A 13586-nucleotide genomic window follows, 5' to 3' on the forward strand; every position below is an offset into this window, starting at 1 on the left:
CTAGAACCGTATTGTAATTAATTGATCTAAAATTTGCGTATCCAATAAAAGATTGTATTCCCAATGGCCTAGTAAAGAAGTTCCATCCCAGAACCAACGAATATTTCCTCGATTAATATCTTGTCTTAAATTGGTTAAATCCAAACTTTTTACTTGACCTGTATTCAATTGATACAAATACAAATCCCGTCCTTGTCCCGCAGCCAAATAAGCCCCGTTGGACAATTGAATCGTCGTATTTTTATCCATAACAAAAGGTTCATTAATTACTCTTTGTCCCGTCTGTAAGTTATACGCCTTTAACAAAAATCTCTCTTTATCATATAAAACAATATACGGACTTTGAATCCCTATAATATCCATAGCATGGTTTTCATAGTCTGGATTCAAAAGACGAAATTCCTTTTCCTTTATAGAATAGGTTGACATTCGCCCTTCCTCCGCTATATACATATAATCTCCTTCTACCCGGAGTTTTTTTATGCCTTCTTGATCCAAAATCTTTTCCACTGTTTTTGTAGAAAAATCGTATCGATAAATCGAATTTCCTTTATAAATATAAATCCAGCCTTCATGGACATCCATCAATTTCCCCTCATGTAACATTTGAGGAAGCCCTACTGTCTTTGAAAGACCTCGAACCAGATCCAAAATTTGTATGGAAATTCCTTTGGATAAATAATATTCTTTTGTTTCCCCATCGTACAAGCCTTCAAAATCTCCTCGATAAAAATTCTTAGAGGCAAACACCTTCCCTCGGGAATTCAAACGAACCATTCGATAATCTTTTTTCTCCCTAGAAGTTCCCAAACCCAGCAAAGATTTTCCATCTAAATCATAAGTTCGAATAATTTCTAGATTTTCTGTCTGATTAGAAAAAGGAGTCATACGAATTCGATCTATAGGAATAATTTCCTCTTCCCTATTATCTTCAGGAATAATCAAAAGTTCATTCTGATACGTATTGTATTTCACTCGGTAACCGAACTTCTCCAAAACGAAACGCAAAGGCACATAAAGCTCCTCGTTTATTCTTTTGGGAGAAACATTGCTCGGGTGCAATTTATTTTGCTCAATATAGGCATTTTTATCCAACGCCATATACGTACGTTTGATTTGCAAAATAGCCAAAACACCGGATTCCTCATTGTAGACCAACTTGTCCATTGGAACCAAACGCAAAGCATCTTCAAAATGTACCAAAGTCCGCCCATTTTCCACATAAATGGGATGGGAAAAATCCATGGCTTCATAATCTCCCCCATCATAGGAAAACACAAAGCAATTTGGCTCTTCCTTAAAAACTTTTGCCGTGTAGTTTGTTTTTGGAAGTGCTTCCAAAGATTTTGCCGGACTTGTATCTACCTTAAATCCTGTTACAAAGAAAAAACTCAGTAGAATAAGGCCTATATGAAATTTCTTATTAAAACCTTTATTCATCTTAATTCCTCCAACCTCTATTGTAACATAGGATTATCACTTAGAGATTTACAATTTATTTACGAAACAATCAATCCATTAACAACCGCTGAATTTCTTCCAACCGATCAAAATAGACAAAAGATGGCATTTGGTAGTTTTCTATTTCCATTACGTAGAACTGTTTTATATTGGAAGACTCTACTTTTTCGTATTCTTGCATCAATTCCTCTACCTCTTCTTGATTTTCAGAATCTGTCACAAATACGTACAAATCAATCTCTTCTCGAGCAACAATCCCTTCTCCTACTTCAACATAACCTTTTTGTTTTTCCACAACATTTTTTGCTCCAGCCGCTGTAATCAAACTGTCCACAAATGTTCCTTCGCCTGCAGATAAAAGAGGATTTTCATCCAAAGCCACAAATATTTTTTTCGGATTTTCGCCTTCTCCTGAAGCCATTAAACCCTTATAATCCTCCACCAAACGCGTTCCACGCTCTGTTCGATTCATAAGATTTCCCAAGGTTTCTAAATCTTCAAGCATTCCCTCTAAAGATTCGCTTTCTAAATAGAAAACTGGTAGCCCCTCTTCCTTTAATTCTTCTAATTTTTCCTTCTCTTCTCCTTGCCCTACCAATACCAAATCTGGATTCAAAGCTTTTATATCTTCCACTAAAGTTTGGCTATGAAAATCCAAAGAATTCTCTACGGAAAAGAGTTCCGTCTCTGGAGAGGCAACGATTCGACTTTCTTCATCCAATGCCATTAGCGCCTCGTTGAAAAATTCAGACAAAGTCACAATTCTCGTAGGTTTCTTATCCATATGTAGAGAATTTTCCTGATCGTCTTTTATTTCTAAAGGATAGTGAGCCTCCTCCTCTTGCTCTACAACTTCTTCCAATTCTTTTTCATTGGTTTTTCCCATAGCTTCTTCTTTGGTAATTTTTTCGTAAGTTCGCTCTTCCTTTTCTCCAAAAATGGTTGTACAACCTGTTAACAATAATAGGGCAGATAAAAGCACTGCTGTAAATTTTTTCGCCTTCATGTTGAATCAATCCTCCACTGATGTATTCGGGAATGTCAGTAAATTCCCCTGGGTATCTTCCTGTCCTAGTCCCATAAAATCTGCTATTAAATACCCAATGTCTGTAATGTGGCTATCTGCTTCCAAAATTCGCTCAAAATTCGGTTCGCAAATCCACAAAAGATAGAATAATTCTAGGAAAAACAAATCTTTCTCTGTTTTTGTTTGCCCTAGTTTAAGATTTTCTCCCTCTTCTAGAACCTTCTCCAATCGTTTTGTAAATTCCTCATGGAAAGAATTTTCTTTCTTAAATAGGAACGTTTCATCGTCTTCATACAAAACCTCTGTAAATTCACGGTTTCCTAAAGAAGTCAGCCAAAGAGAGAGCTTTTCTTTCCAATCCAAAATCTTATATACCTGATATAGATTCCCTACTTCCCATTGTTGATTCTCTATCTCAAGAAATCCTTTGGCCACAGCAAAGCGCTTCCAAAGTTCCAAAATCGGAAAATGCCTTTCATCTGGCGCCTGTACCTGGCGATATTTTGTTAAGCGATTTCGTGTAGCCAACGCCTCTACCAAAGCTTTCGGAAGCTTTCCTGTTTTGGTCGCTGGTATATCATTTTCATAGATCACATCCATCATTGACTCAAAACCCATGAAAAATGGCAATACAATGGGTTCATCCGCTTCCAAAATTCCTTGACGCAAAAATTCGTCACAATAAATCCCTCTTGTGGATTCGCTTAAATACTTCTTAAAAAGAACGATCCCTTCTTGGAATTTCTTCGCCTCTTCCCCTTTTCCTTTTGCCAACAAAAAATGGTACATGGCCCAATGAATTTCCATTAAATCTTCATCAGATAAAATCCAACCCTCTTTACAAGCCCGTTCCATGACCTCATACAAATCTATCTCTAGATCATGATCATGAAAGGATTCTCCCTTCGGATCCAAACATTTTTCTTGGATAAAATTCAATTGTTGAAATCCCCGATTGAAGTTCGCAAAATCATCTTTTTCTTCCCGAATATAGGAAGAATAAAAGCCCATAACGCCCTTTTCTCCCTCGCCATCAATCGTCTCTATATCTTTTCGTTTTTCTTCCTCTAATTTTTCTCGAGTTAAACTATACAATAGGATAATATCAGGGCTGCCCTTAGATAAATACATGGGCAAATCCTTTGTTGCGCCATAACTTTTATCCGATTCCAAAGTCAAACGGCGAAACTGCTCCTTAAAATCCTCTTGCTCTTGATGATCTACTCGATAGCCCGTTTGAAAAAGAAAGTTTCCTTCTTCTGTAAAAAGAATGCGCCCTAAAAAAATATCTCCTTCATGAAATAATAAGTCCTGTCGCTTTTCCACAAGAATTCCATGGCCCTTAATCACCAAGTCTTGAACCATCATAGAATCCTCTCGGACTTCATTCACTTGATAAATTCCAAAATAAGAACGGAACACCGCATCCAAATATTTTTCCTCTTTGAATTGTTCTTGGCTCATTAAACTCCAAATTTGATGCAATACAGTACGGGTAGACTCTTGGTTTTCTACTACGTCTAATGTTAACCACGAACCCATTCCCAAACGGTCAATCCCAAAAGAAAGAGTTCGGTTCATATCCTCATCAGGGAAACTTTCTTCCCAATCAATGGCGTCTAAAGCTGAGTAGACAAAATCCCCCACTGATTCCATAAATCTTTTCCACATATTAGATTCCAAACTCATCAATCACTACTCCTTCGTGTAATTTTCCGACCTCAATCAATGTTTTTAATAATGTTTCTATGTGATAGTTGTAGACAATATCAGGGATTTCTCCCATTTCTTCATCATAAATCACAGTGTACTTAAAAACTTTTCCAATACAATCCCTATTTTCATCCGTTAACAAATGATTGTTTCCAGGAATTGTCGATAACATTCGCAACAAAACAAACACCCGATTGTAGTCGTCTATGATCTTCTCCAAATCCTCTACAGGAACAATCGGCGCCAGTGGTTGGCGAATTTCATTTTTCGTTAATTTATAAATACTATTGGCCTCATCAATGTCTTTACTTAACACATCCAAATCGATTTTTTCCTTCGTCAAGACTAAGGCTTTTGAAATTTCCATAACATCTTCGTAGGTTTCAAAAAGGATATTTCCAAGATTATCTGCCACTTTGGGGGCAGCAATAATATAGTTTACGATTAAAGATACAGCCACACCAACCATAGTCCCTGTAATTCTCTCTACGCCATAATCTAAGGCGTCAATTTCTGCAATATAACTGGCCACAAAAATCGTACAAGTCAACGCAATCATTCGCGTTAACTTTAGCTGTTGCATCATAACAACGACAAAAATAATTCCAAACCCTGCAATAATAGGCAAATAATCCAGACTGATTCCTAAATTACCAAGGGCAATCCCCAATAAAACCCCTACAATACAAGTGACGATTCGCATCCTCACGGATTTATACGTTTCATAAAAAGAAGGCTGCATGGTCATTACCGATGCAATGGTAACAAAAAGGGGCGAATGAATATTCAATAACCTCGCCAAATACAACCCAATGGTAACGGATAGAGCCGTTTTGAAGGTTCTCATTCCTATATGGGGAAATTTGAGCTCAGAAATCTTCATAGTTCTTCCTTTCTTTGTTCTTTCTTTTCCTACAGTATAGCATAAATGGGAAATTTCTTCCCATTTCTATATTGAATAGAATACCCATTCTAGGGTATCATATATACAAGTCAAATGACTTGAGAGGAGTGTTACTATGCGTTTAGAATTTGTAGGAAAAAATATCGACATTACAGAAGCATTAAAGAACCAGGCGGAGAAAAAATTCTCTAAATTGGATAAGTACTTTTCAGAAGAAATTGAAGGAAAAGTTACTTTCCAAACCGTAAAAGGACAACATAAGACAGAGGTAACCGTATTCTTGCCTGGCAATATTATGAGAGCGGAAGAAGCGACCCATGATATGTATGCCTCTATGGATCTTGCCGTTTCTGCTTTGGAACGACAAATTCGAAAATACAAAACCCGTCTAAAAAAACGCTATAAAAACAACGAAACCATTCGTTTCGATAATTTTGAACAATCCGTTCCAGAGGATGAGGAAGATACACAAGGACAAATCGTTACAAAGAGAAAATCTTTCCACTTATCCCCTATGGACGAAAAAGAAGCTGTATTACAAATGGAATTATTAAATCACAACTTCTTTATATATCTAGATAGAGATACAGACAACACCAACGTTCTATATCGACGAAAAGACGGAAATTATGGCTTAATTGAAATTGAAGAATAAACGAGACATCCCTTCGGGGATGTTTTTTTATTTATAAATTTTTTATTTTCAACATTTTATGTTTGTATGATGACCGTTTTTCATGTATTATTCTATAGGAAGTTTTTTTGAAGAAAAAGAAAATGAGGTGTGAAATGAACAAAAGAACCATCGCTGTGGATGAAAAAGTCCCCTTTGGACAATTGATTCCTCTGAGCTTGCAACATACTTTTGCCATGTTTGGTGCATCGGTCCTTGTCCCTTTGGTTTTCAACATGGATCCAAGTATTGTATTGCTTATGAACGGAATTGGAACGTTGTTGTTGATTCTAATTACAAGGGGAAAAGTGCCCGCTTACTTAGGATCTAGTTTCGCCTTTTTAGGGCCAACACAAGTTATTTTGGCAAAATATCCCTTTGCCTATGCTTTGGGAGGATTTTTTGCCGTAGGAGTGCTCGGATGTTTTATTGCTTTTATTATCCGAAGATACGGAATTGATTGGCTAGATATTGTTCTGCCCCCAGCAGCTATGGGCGCCGTTGTTGCCTTAATCGGTCTACAACTTGCCTCTGCCACCATCTCTGGCGGTGCCATTGGGGCCAATATTATGGGAGAAACCGCAACCAATGCCAACCGAATTGTATTTGCCGTAACCTTACTTACCGCCGTATTCGGATCTGTTCTCTTTAAGAAATTTTGGGCAACGATTCCGATTCTAATTTCTATCGTCGTTGGATATCTTACCGCCATCTTCTTTGGCTTAGTAGATTTTTCTCCATTAAATGACGTTCAAGTTTTCGTTATGCCTCATTTCCAAACTCCAAAATTTCATATAGAACCCATTCTAACTATGTTACCTGTAACCTTAGTCATTATGAGCGAAAACATTTCTCATCAAGTGGTTACCTCTAACATTATCGGAAGAGATATCTTAAATGACCCTGGGCTACACAGCACCATTTTAGCGGATAATTTTTCTTCCGCCTTATCTGCCTTGGTTGGATCGGTTCCAACCACAACCTACGGAGAAAATATTGGCGTTATGGCCGTAACAGGAGTGTATTCCGTACAAGTTATTGCCGGTGCGGCGGTCTTCTCCATTGCCATGGCTTTTATCGGACCATTGGCCGCTTTGATTCAAACCATTCCTGGAGATGTAATTGGTGGAGTAACTTTCCTACTTTACGGAATGATCGGGGCCAGCGGTTTGCGCTTATTGGTAGATGAAAAAGTAGACTTTTCCAAGTCTTCCAACCTTGTTCTAACAAGTGTCATTCTTGTAGCAGGACTTAGCGGTCTTTCCATTTCTTTCGGAAATATTGAACTTTCTGGAATGGTATTGGCCAGCGTGGTCGCTGTAATCCTTAGCTTAATTTTCCACTTATGTAGAAAAATTGGCTGGTTAGAAGATTAAAAAAAATCGTTGAGGACATTTCCTCAACGATTTTTTATTGCAATTCTTTTTTCTTTTCTTCTTTGTATTTTTCCAAAGCAGCTTCAAATGGTTCCAAAAGTTCTCTGTAGCGTTCTTTCGGCAAAACTTTTTGTGCCATCTCTGTAAAATTTGTTTCTTCTTCCTCCATGTGGTGTTCCAAAACTTCTTTTAATACAGAAAATTTTGCATCCCATGTCTCGTCACTAGCGCTTGTTTCATAGACCACTTGAAATTGATACATAGCCAGATGGTGTTCCTCCACCATCTCCCGCGATAATTCTAAATCTTCTACTTTTTTTATTGCTTCCATAATTTCTGGATAAATAACTTCTTCCTCTGCTTCATGATGCCCATATAAAGATGCGTACAATTCTATAAATCTCGCTCTTTTTGTGCGACCATCTTCCGCTTTTTCAATTTCTTCCATTATTTTCTTAAATTCAGCGTGTTCTTCCTTATTGTGTTCCAAGTAATTCATCATCTCACCCTTTCATTCTAGTCATTTATACCCCTTAATCAGAAAAACACTCCAATGGTTTTTATTTTTCGTCTTTTTTTAATTCCGTTGGCAATTCCACAAAAACTTGGAAATAATTTCCATCTACAATAATGCGGAATTCCCCTTGTAAAATCTCTACTAGATTTTTGGCAATATAAAGCCCCAAACCGCTTCCTTCTGTCGTACGACTTAACTCTCCTCGAGTAAATTGCGTTTGCAACTCTTCCGATGAAATGGTGATTTCCTTTTCCGAGATATTTCGCAGACTAAAGAAGATTCGATCCCCTGAAAGATGAGTTCGCCCATAGACTTTGGTATTTTCCATGGAATATTTATTTACATTGCTAAATAAATTCTGAATGACACGACTTAGGACATTGCCGTCTGTATAAATAGGAATGTACTCCTCTGTATATTCATAGACAAAATCCAATCCCTTTTTTTCGTACTCGTTGTCAAAATCAGCATAAATCTGATTGATTAACTCATGAAAATCAATAAAAACTGGCTCTAAATTTACATTTCCTGTTCCCGTTTTGGAAGCATCAATTAAATCCACAATTAAAGACTTCAAACGCTCCGAATTCCTTCCTAAAATCCGAATGTAATTCTGCGCCTCTTGATCCATAACATCCTTTTTGCTTAAGATATCGGCATAATTAATAATGGAAGTAAGAGGTGTTTTTAAGTCATGGGAAATATTGGTAATCAGCTCTGTCTTCATCTTTTGAGATTGCACACTCTCTTGGGCCGAACGATACATTTGGTCCTTAATTCGCGTCAAATCCATTAAAGATTCGTAGGTAGAAATTTTTACCATAGGGCTAAATCCCGTAAGGGCCTCGTAACTTTGGGTTTCCTTAATCGCTGCCCGCAAAATTCGATTTTGAATGACAACATCCTCTCCCAAAAATAGGAGCCGCAAAATCGGAACCGCCAATAATCCAAAAATAAAAGGCATCCCCACGACCGAACAGAATATCCATAGGAAAAAAGATAGATTTAAGAAAAGGAAGAGAGGATAAACGCTCTCTTTTTTTCTCTCTAAAATCAAGTAGATAAAGAGAAACTTCCTTGTTCCATCTCTAGAAAAAACTTTCACCATCCAGGCTACAAAGGTAACCAAAAACGTAATGCCCAAAAGCAAAAGATTAAATTCTAAGGAATTATTCAGGGGGATTCGACCCCCATAACCCATAACACCACCAAAGATAAATAGGAAGAGAAATAGGAAAATCCCCACTCCGAAATATACATCCAGAAAGATATTTTCCAAAAAAACCTCTCTTCGATATATTTCTAGGCGCTCTCCTATGATCGAGAGCAAACCCCTTCGCTTTTTTCCCATTAGCCTTGATCCTCAAATTTATAACCCATTCCATAGACAGATTTAATCAAATCTGGTTTTCTTGGATTGATCTCAATTTTATCTCGCAAATGGGAAATGTGAACAGAAATAACTTTCTTCACATCGTGAGCCGCTTCTTCCCAAACTTGTTCATAAATTTCATCACTGGAAAAAACACGCCCCTTGTTTTTCAAAAGCAATAACAAGATTTTGTATTCATGAGGCGTTAAATTGGCAATTTCTCCATCTACACGAACTTCTTTTGCGTTATCATTTACAGAAATTCGCCCTACGGTATAATCTCCCGTATCAATTTCTGCCGAACCCAAAGAAGTATAGCGGCGAATCCCCGAATTTACTCGAGCAATCAATTCAATGGCGTTAAAAGGTTTGGTAATGTAATCGTCCGCACCCACATTCAGACCGATAATTTTATCTGTTACCTCTGCCTTGGCACTTAAAATAATAATCGGGATATTTTCCTTCTCACGAATTTTCAAAATGGCACTAATTCCATCCATCTTAGGCATCATCAAATCCATAATTACCAAATGAATGTCATTCTGTTCCATAATCCGCAAAGCTTCTAATCCATCATAGGCGGGAAATACATTATAACCTTCCGCTTTCAAATAAATTTCTATGGCAGACACAATGTCTTTTTCATCATCACAAACAAGAATATTGTACTTCATAAAGACCTCCTTTTATCCTCTATTCATAGATATTCTACCACAATCTAGGGTATATGTATCCTAGGAGGTACAGAATGGACAAAATAAAATCTATATTATCGAAAGCCACCCACTATCGAAAAGCGGCTTTTTTCGATATTTTGGCCTATCGATTCGTAAACAATAAAGTAACCGTATCCGCAGCATCTTTAACTTATTTTTTGATTTTAGCGATTTTTCCTTTCTTAATCGCCTTATTAAATATTGTACGTTTTTTTGATGCTTCTTTAATGAATCAGATTATGGGAACATTTGCTACTTTACCAGAAGAAGTGGCTTCTCTATTAAGTTCTTTCTTAGAAGATTTGCAAACTTCCAGTTCTGTGGCTTTGTTATCCATCTCCCTTGCCGGTTCGATTTATTCGGCTTCATCGGGAGTAAAAAAGGTTATACAAAGTATTAACGATTCTTTTCGTTACGCAAAATCTCATTCCTTTATTGCTTTGATTCTTTTATCCATAGTTATGACCATCGCTCTATTTGTGTTGATTCTATCGATCTTTGTCGTACAAATTATAGGAAACGCCTTTTTAACACAAATTTTTGGATATTTGAATCTAGGAAACCAAATGGAAAAAGTCATTGCCATTGTTATGAACCTAGTTCCTGTTCTATTTATGTTTATTATCTTTTTTGCCCTTTATCGGTTTGCTCCAAACTGGCCCGATAAAATCAAACCAAGAGCAAAAAATATTGCCATCAGTTCAGGCTTTGCAACCTTTGGAATCATAATTTTTACTTTGATTTTCAATATTTATGTTTCCAACTTTAGTAGCTACTCTGCTACCTACGGTTCTTTAGCCGGAATTATCGTATTTTTGGTTTGGTTGTATTTGTTTGGTTTAATTATCTTACTGGGCGGCGAAATCAACGCAACTCTTCATCAATTGGACGAAGAAGGAGTTCAGTGGCCAAGGGAATATACAATGATTGGCGGGCTTGTAGGATCCAAAAAGAAAATTTAAGCAAGAAAAAAGAGACGATTATTCGTCTCCTTTTTTTGTATATAAAGCTTTTGCAATGACCAAACCAAAAACTTCTTCTGCCCCCGATTCCATTAAAACCTTCCCACAAGAGGACAAAGTCGCCCCTGTAGTAAATACATCGTCAACCAAAAGAATTCGCCGTCCCTCTAAATTTTCTTCACAAGAAAAAACATCCCGAACATTTTCCGTCCGTTCTTGCCCTGTCAAACCAATTTGATCCTTATTTTCTCGTTTTTTCTTTAACACATGCAAGATGGGAATATTCAAATTCCTTCCGATTTCTTCGGCCAATAACTTCCCCTGATTGTATCCCCGAATCCGTTCCTTGTTCTTCGTCATAGGAACGTAAGCAATAGCATCGATTTTTCTATGGCCTCCCTGTAACAAAAGAGATTCCGTCATAAAATTTCCAAAAATCTTTGCCAAATATTTTCCCTCTTGGAACTTCATCTTCTGAATCCATTCCTGGGTCAAATTTTGATATAGAAAGGTAATATAAACATCCGATAAAAAATCGTAGTTCTCCCCTAAAATCTCTGGTGTAAAATCCATAGAGGAAAGACATTGGCTACAAATTCCATTTTCCAAAGGGAAATCTCCATGACAAATCAAACAGCCAGAATCAGAAAAAAAGCTACTCATAAAGCCCTCCTTGCTCTTTTAGTAAACGATCCAAAGAAGAATAGCGCTTTACGATTTGATTGTTAGAAACCATTTGGGCCAAAACCCGTGGATTTCCTACCAAAACCACCAAATCCTTTGCTCGAGTAATTCCCGTATAAATTAAATTTCTCGTCAAAAGCATCGGCGGTCCTGAAACCACTGGAATAACCACAATAGGAAATTCGGAACCCTGAGATTTGTGAATGGTCGTAGCATAAGCCGGTTGAATCAAGTCTAGATTTTCCTTCGTATAAGTTACAAGGCGATATTCCTCATAGAGAACTTTAACCTCGTTTTCTTCCTCATCGATTTCATAGACACGACCCATGTCTCCATTAAAAACCCCTTCTCCCTCGGATTCAAAAATCGAAGACAAACCCTCCCATTGGAGTTTATAATCGTTTTTTATCTGCATAACTTTATCATCCACTCGGTAAATGAAATCATTCCAAGTCAGTTCCCCTTTATCAGATTTTGGATTCAGAACCCGTTGTAACGTTTGATTCAACTGTTCCACACCACAAATTCCTTTGCGCATAGGGGTCAAAACCTGAATGTCCTCAAAGGGATCTACACCATAATGATCCGGCAATCGTCGTTTTACCAAATCTGCCACTAAGGCCGCCGTATTTTCATGGGAAGGCTGCTCCAAAAAGAAGAAATCTCCGCCCTTTTGGTTTAACATAGGAAATTTTCCCTCGTTAATCAAATGAGCATTTTCTATAATCATAGACGTTTCCTCTTGGCGGAAAATTTTATTCAAATGAACCACTGGGATTTTTCCACTGGAAATAATATCTCGAAGAACATTTCCCGCCCCCACAGAAGGCAACTGATCCACATCTCCCACCAAAATCAAACGAGCGTCCTCTTCCATAGAAAGAAGCAAATCTTTCATTAAGACAATATCAATCATAGAAGCCTCATCTACAATAATAACATCCGCCTCAATTTTTTCTTCCACCGTTCGAGAATTCTCAAAACCATCTTCGTCAATGTACTCGAATTGCAACAGACGATGGATGGTTTTTGCTTCCCTCTTCGTAGCCTCTTCCATTCGCTTAGCCGCTCGCCCCGTTGGCGCCGCCAAGGCTACCTTTAGCCCCAATTCTTCCATACAATGAACAATGGCTTTTAATGTCGTGGTCTTTCCCGTTCCTGGTCCACCAGTGATAACCAAAACGCCAGAATTCAAAGACTTTTCTACGGCCTCTTTTTGTTTTGCCTCCAAAGCATGGGGCAGTTCTTTTTCTAAATTTTCAAAAATAGATTCTGCCATGGCGCGGGCAATGGGCTTTTTCACCCGTTGCAATAATTTTGCTGAAACCGCATTCTCCGCTTGATACAAACGAATGGGATAACAACAAACTCGATCTTCAAACTTTGTAATATACATCGTAGAATCAATGGCAAGGGACACCATCTCTTGGCGAATGATCTCCTCTGGCAGCCCTAAGATTTGGCAAGATTGCTCCACCACATCCTCTTCCGGCAAATACGTATGCCCATCAGCAACGGCACGATGGATTACGTATTTCATTCCAGAAACAATCCGAAAATTCGACTCCCGATTAAACCCCATTTCCAAGGCAATTTTATCCGCCCGCTGAAATCCAATGCCTCGAATATCATCAGCCAATCGGTAAGGATTTTCCCGGATTACCGCCTCTGCAAGCTCTCCATATTTTTTGAACACACGCATGGCCAAATTGGAAGACAAACCAATTTCTTGAGAATACAACATAAATTCTCGCAAATCCTTTTGTTCTTCAAAAGCTTCAATAATCCCTTGGATTCGCTTTTTGCCAATTCCTTCCACTTCCAAAAGGCGTTGAGGGGTTTTTTCCAAAATGTCCATTGTCTCATCGCCAAAACAATCCACAATCCGTTTCGCCGTTTTTTTCCCCACATTAGGAAGAAGACCACTGGAGAGATAGCCAATAACAGCCGTTCTCTCCCGTGGTCTTATGACCTCTATCTTATGAAATTGAAATTGTTCCCCATATTTAGGGTGGTAAATTAATTCCCCGTCCATGCGATAATTCTCTTTTTCTTGAATCAAAAGAGCATTCCCCACAACGGTAATATCCCCGTCTTCCGTAACCAGACGACCAACCGTATAGCCATTGTCTGAATTATGGAAAACAACGACATCCATTACGCCTTCAATTTCCAAAACAT

12 protein-coding genes are annotated in these 13586 nt (G+C 37.9%); 3 read left to right on the forward strand and 9 right to left on the reverse strand.

What is annotated here, in order from left to right; translation table 11 throughout:
• The 4 genes from LQU94_RS03905 to LQU94_RS03920 form a co-directional block, all read right to left on the reverse strand.
• Positions 1 to 1440, reverse strand: a complete 1440-nt coding sequence (locus tag LQU94_RS03905; protein ID WP_230696381.1) for a stalk domain-containing protein — start codon at positions 1438 to 1440, stop codon at positions 1 to 3.
• A 70-nt stretch (positions 1441 to 1510) separates the two neighbouring features.
• Entirely contained in the window at positions 1511 to 2467 is a 957-nt protein-coding gene (locus tag LQU94_RS03910; RefSeq protein ID WP_230696382.1) for an ABC transporter substrate-binding protein, read from the reverse strand.
• 6 nt (positions 2468 to 2473) lie between these two features.
• Positions 2474 to 4177: a hypothetical protein gene (locus tag LQU94_RS03915; RefSeq protein WP_230696383.1), complete on the reverse strand. Its 1704-nt coding sequence runs from the start codon at positions 4175 to 4177 to the stop codon at positions 2474 to 2476.
• Positions 4161 to 5084: an aromatic acid exporter family protein gene (locus LQU94_RS03920; protein ID WP_230696384.1), complete on the reverse strand. Its 924-nt coding sequence runs from the start codon at positions 5082 to 5084 to the stop codon at positions 4161 to 4163. The genes LQU94_RS03915 and LQU94_RS03920 overlap by 17 nt, the downstream gene beginning before the upstream one ends.
• A gap of 136 nt (positions 5085 to 5220) precedes the next feature.
• On the opposite strand from LQU94_RS03920, the gene hpf reads away from it, so the two are divergent.
• A complete protein-coding gene (gene hpf, locus LQU94_RS03925) occupies positions 5221 to 5760 on the forward strand; it encodes a ribosome hibernation-promoting factor, HPF/YfiA family (protein ID WP_230696385.1) in 540 nt (179 codons plus the stop codon).
• A 134-nt stretch (positions 5761 to 5894) separates the two neighbouring features.
• Complete coding sequence (gene uraA, locus LQU94_RS03930; protein ID WP_230696386.1) at positions 5895 to 7154, forward strand: uracil permease; 1260 nt, start codon at positions 5895 to 5897, stop codon at positions 7152 to 7154.
• 34 nt (positions 7155 to 7188) lie between these two features.
• Here uraA and LQU94_RS03935 read toward each other — a convergent pair whose 3' ends face one another.
• From LQU94_RS03935 to LQU94_RS03945, 3 genes are all read right to left on the reverse strand, one after another.
• Positions 7189 to 7653: a hemerythrin domain-containing protein gene (locus LQU94_RS03935; protein WP_230696387.1), complete on the reverse strand. Its 465-nt coding sequence runs from the start codon at positions 7651 to 7653 to the stop codon at positions 7189 to 7191.
• A gap of 61 nt (positions 7654 to 7714) precedes the next feature.
• A complete protein-coding gene (locus LQU94_RS03940) occupies positions 7715 to 8635 on the reverse strand; it encodes a sensor histidine kinase KdpD (RefSeq protein ID WP_230696388.1) in 921 nt (306 codons plus the stop codon).
• 386 nt (positions 8636 to 9021) lie between these two features.
• Positions 9022 to 9717, reverse strand: coding sequence for a response regulator transcription factor (locus LQU94_RS03945; protein WP_230696389.1), 696 nt, complete (start codon positions 9715 to 9717; stop codon positions 9022 to 9024).
• 74 nt (positions 9718 to 9791) lie between these two features.
• Between LQU94_RS03945 and LQU94_RS03950 the strand changes: the two genes are divergently transcribed.
• The gene (locus LQU94_RS03950) at positions 9792 to 10721 is read left to right on the forward strand and encodes a YihY/virulence factor BrkB family protein (protein WP_230696390.1); all 930 of its coding nucleotides are present in this window, start codon (positions 9792 to 9794) and stop codon (positions 10719 to 10721) included.
• 18 nt (positions 10722 to 10739) lie between these two features.
• On the opposite strand, the gene LQU94_RS03955 is transcribed toward LQU94_RS03950, so the two are convergent.
• Positions 10740 to 11384 carry a ComF family protein gene (locus tag LQU94_RS03955; RefSeq protein ID WP_230696391.1) on the reverse strand — a complete coding sequence of 215 codons (645 nt, stop codon included), beginning with the start codon at positions 11382 to 11384 and terminating at the stop codon, positions 10740 to 10742.
• Positions 11377 to 13581 (reverse strand): ATP-dependent RecD-like DNA helicase, encoded by a 2205-nt coding sequence (locus LQU94_RS03960; protein ID WP_230696392.1) that lies wholly within the window; start codon positions 13579 to 13581, stop codon positions 11377 to 11379. Before LQU94_RS03960 ends, LQU94_RS03955 begins: the two co-directional genes overlap by 8 nt.
• Between the last annotated feature and the right edge of the window lie 5 nt (positions 13582 to 13586).

Source organism: Peptoniphilus sp. KCTC 25270 (assembly GCF_021012875.1).
Classification (GTDB): Bacteria; Bacillota; Clostridia; order Tissierellales; family Peptoniphilaceae; genus JAJMZJ01.

Excerpts from the sequence above, each read along its gene's own strand:
- LQU94_RS03905 (WP_230696381.1), bottom strand. The coding sequence starts at position 1,440 with ATGAATAAAGGTTTTAATAAGAAATTTCATATAGGCCTTATTCTACTG.
- LQU94_RS03910 (WP_230696382.1), bottom strand. The coding sequence starts at position 2,467 with ATGAAGGCGAAAAAATTTACAGCAGTGCTTTTATCTGCCCTATTATTG.
- LQU94_RS03915 (WP_230696383.1), bottom strand. The coding sequence starts at position 4,177 with ATGAGTTTGGAATCTAATATGTGGAAAAGATTTATGGAATCAGTGGGG.
- LQU94_RS03920 (WP_230696384.1), bottom strand. The coding sequence starts at position 5,084 with ATGAAGATTTCTGAGCTCAAATTTCCCCATATAGGAATGAGAACCTTC.
- hpf (WP_230696385.1), top strand. The coding sequence starts at position 5,221 with ATGCGTTTAGAATTTGTAGGAAAAAATATCGACATTACAGAAGCATTA.
- uraA (WP_230696386.1), top strand. The coding sequence starts at position 5,895 with ATGAACAAAAGAACCATCGCTGTGGATGAAAAAGTCCCCTTTGGACAA.
- LQU94_RS03935 (WP_230696387.1), bottom strand. The coding sequence starts at position 7,653 with ATGAATTACTTGGAACACAATAAGGAAGAACACGCTGAATTTAAGAAA.
- LQU94_RS03940 (WP_230696388.1), bottom strand. The coding sequence starts at position 8,635 with ATGCCTTTTATTTTTGGATTATTGGCGGTTCCGATTTTGCGGCTCCTA.
- LQU94_RS03945 (WP_230696389.1), bottom strand. The coding sequence starts at position 9,717 with ATGAAGTACAATATTCTTGTTTGTGATGATGAAAAAGACATTGTGTCT.
- LQU94_RS03950 (WP_230696390.1), top strand. The coding sequence starts at position 9,792 with ATGGACAAAATAAAATCTATATTATCGAAAGCCACCCACTATCGAAAA.
- LQU94_RS03955 (WP_230696391.1), bottom strand. The coding sequence starts at position 11,384 with ATGAGTAGCTTTTTTTCTGATTCTGGCTGTTTGATTTGTCATGGAGAT.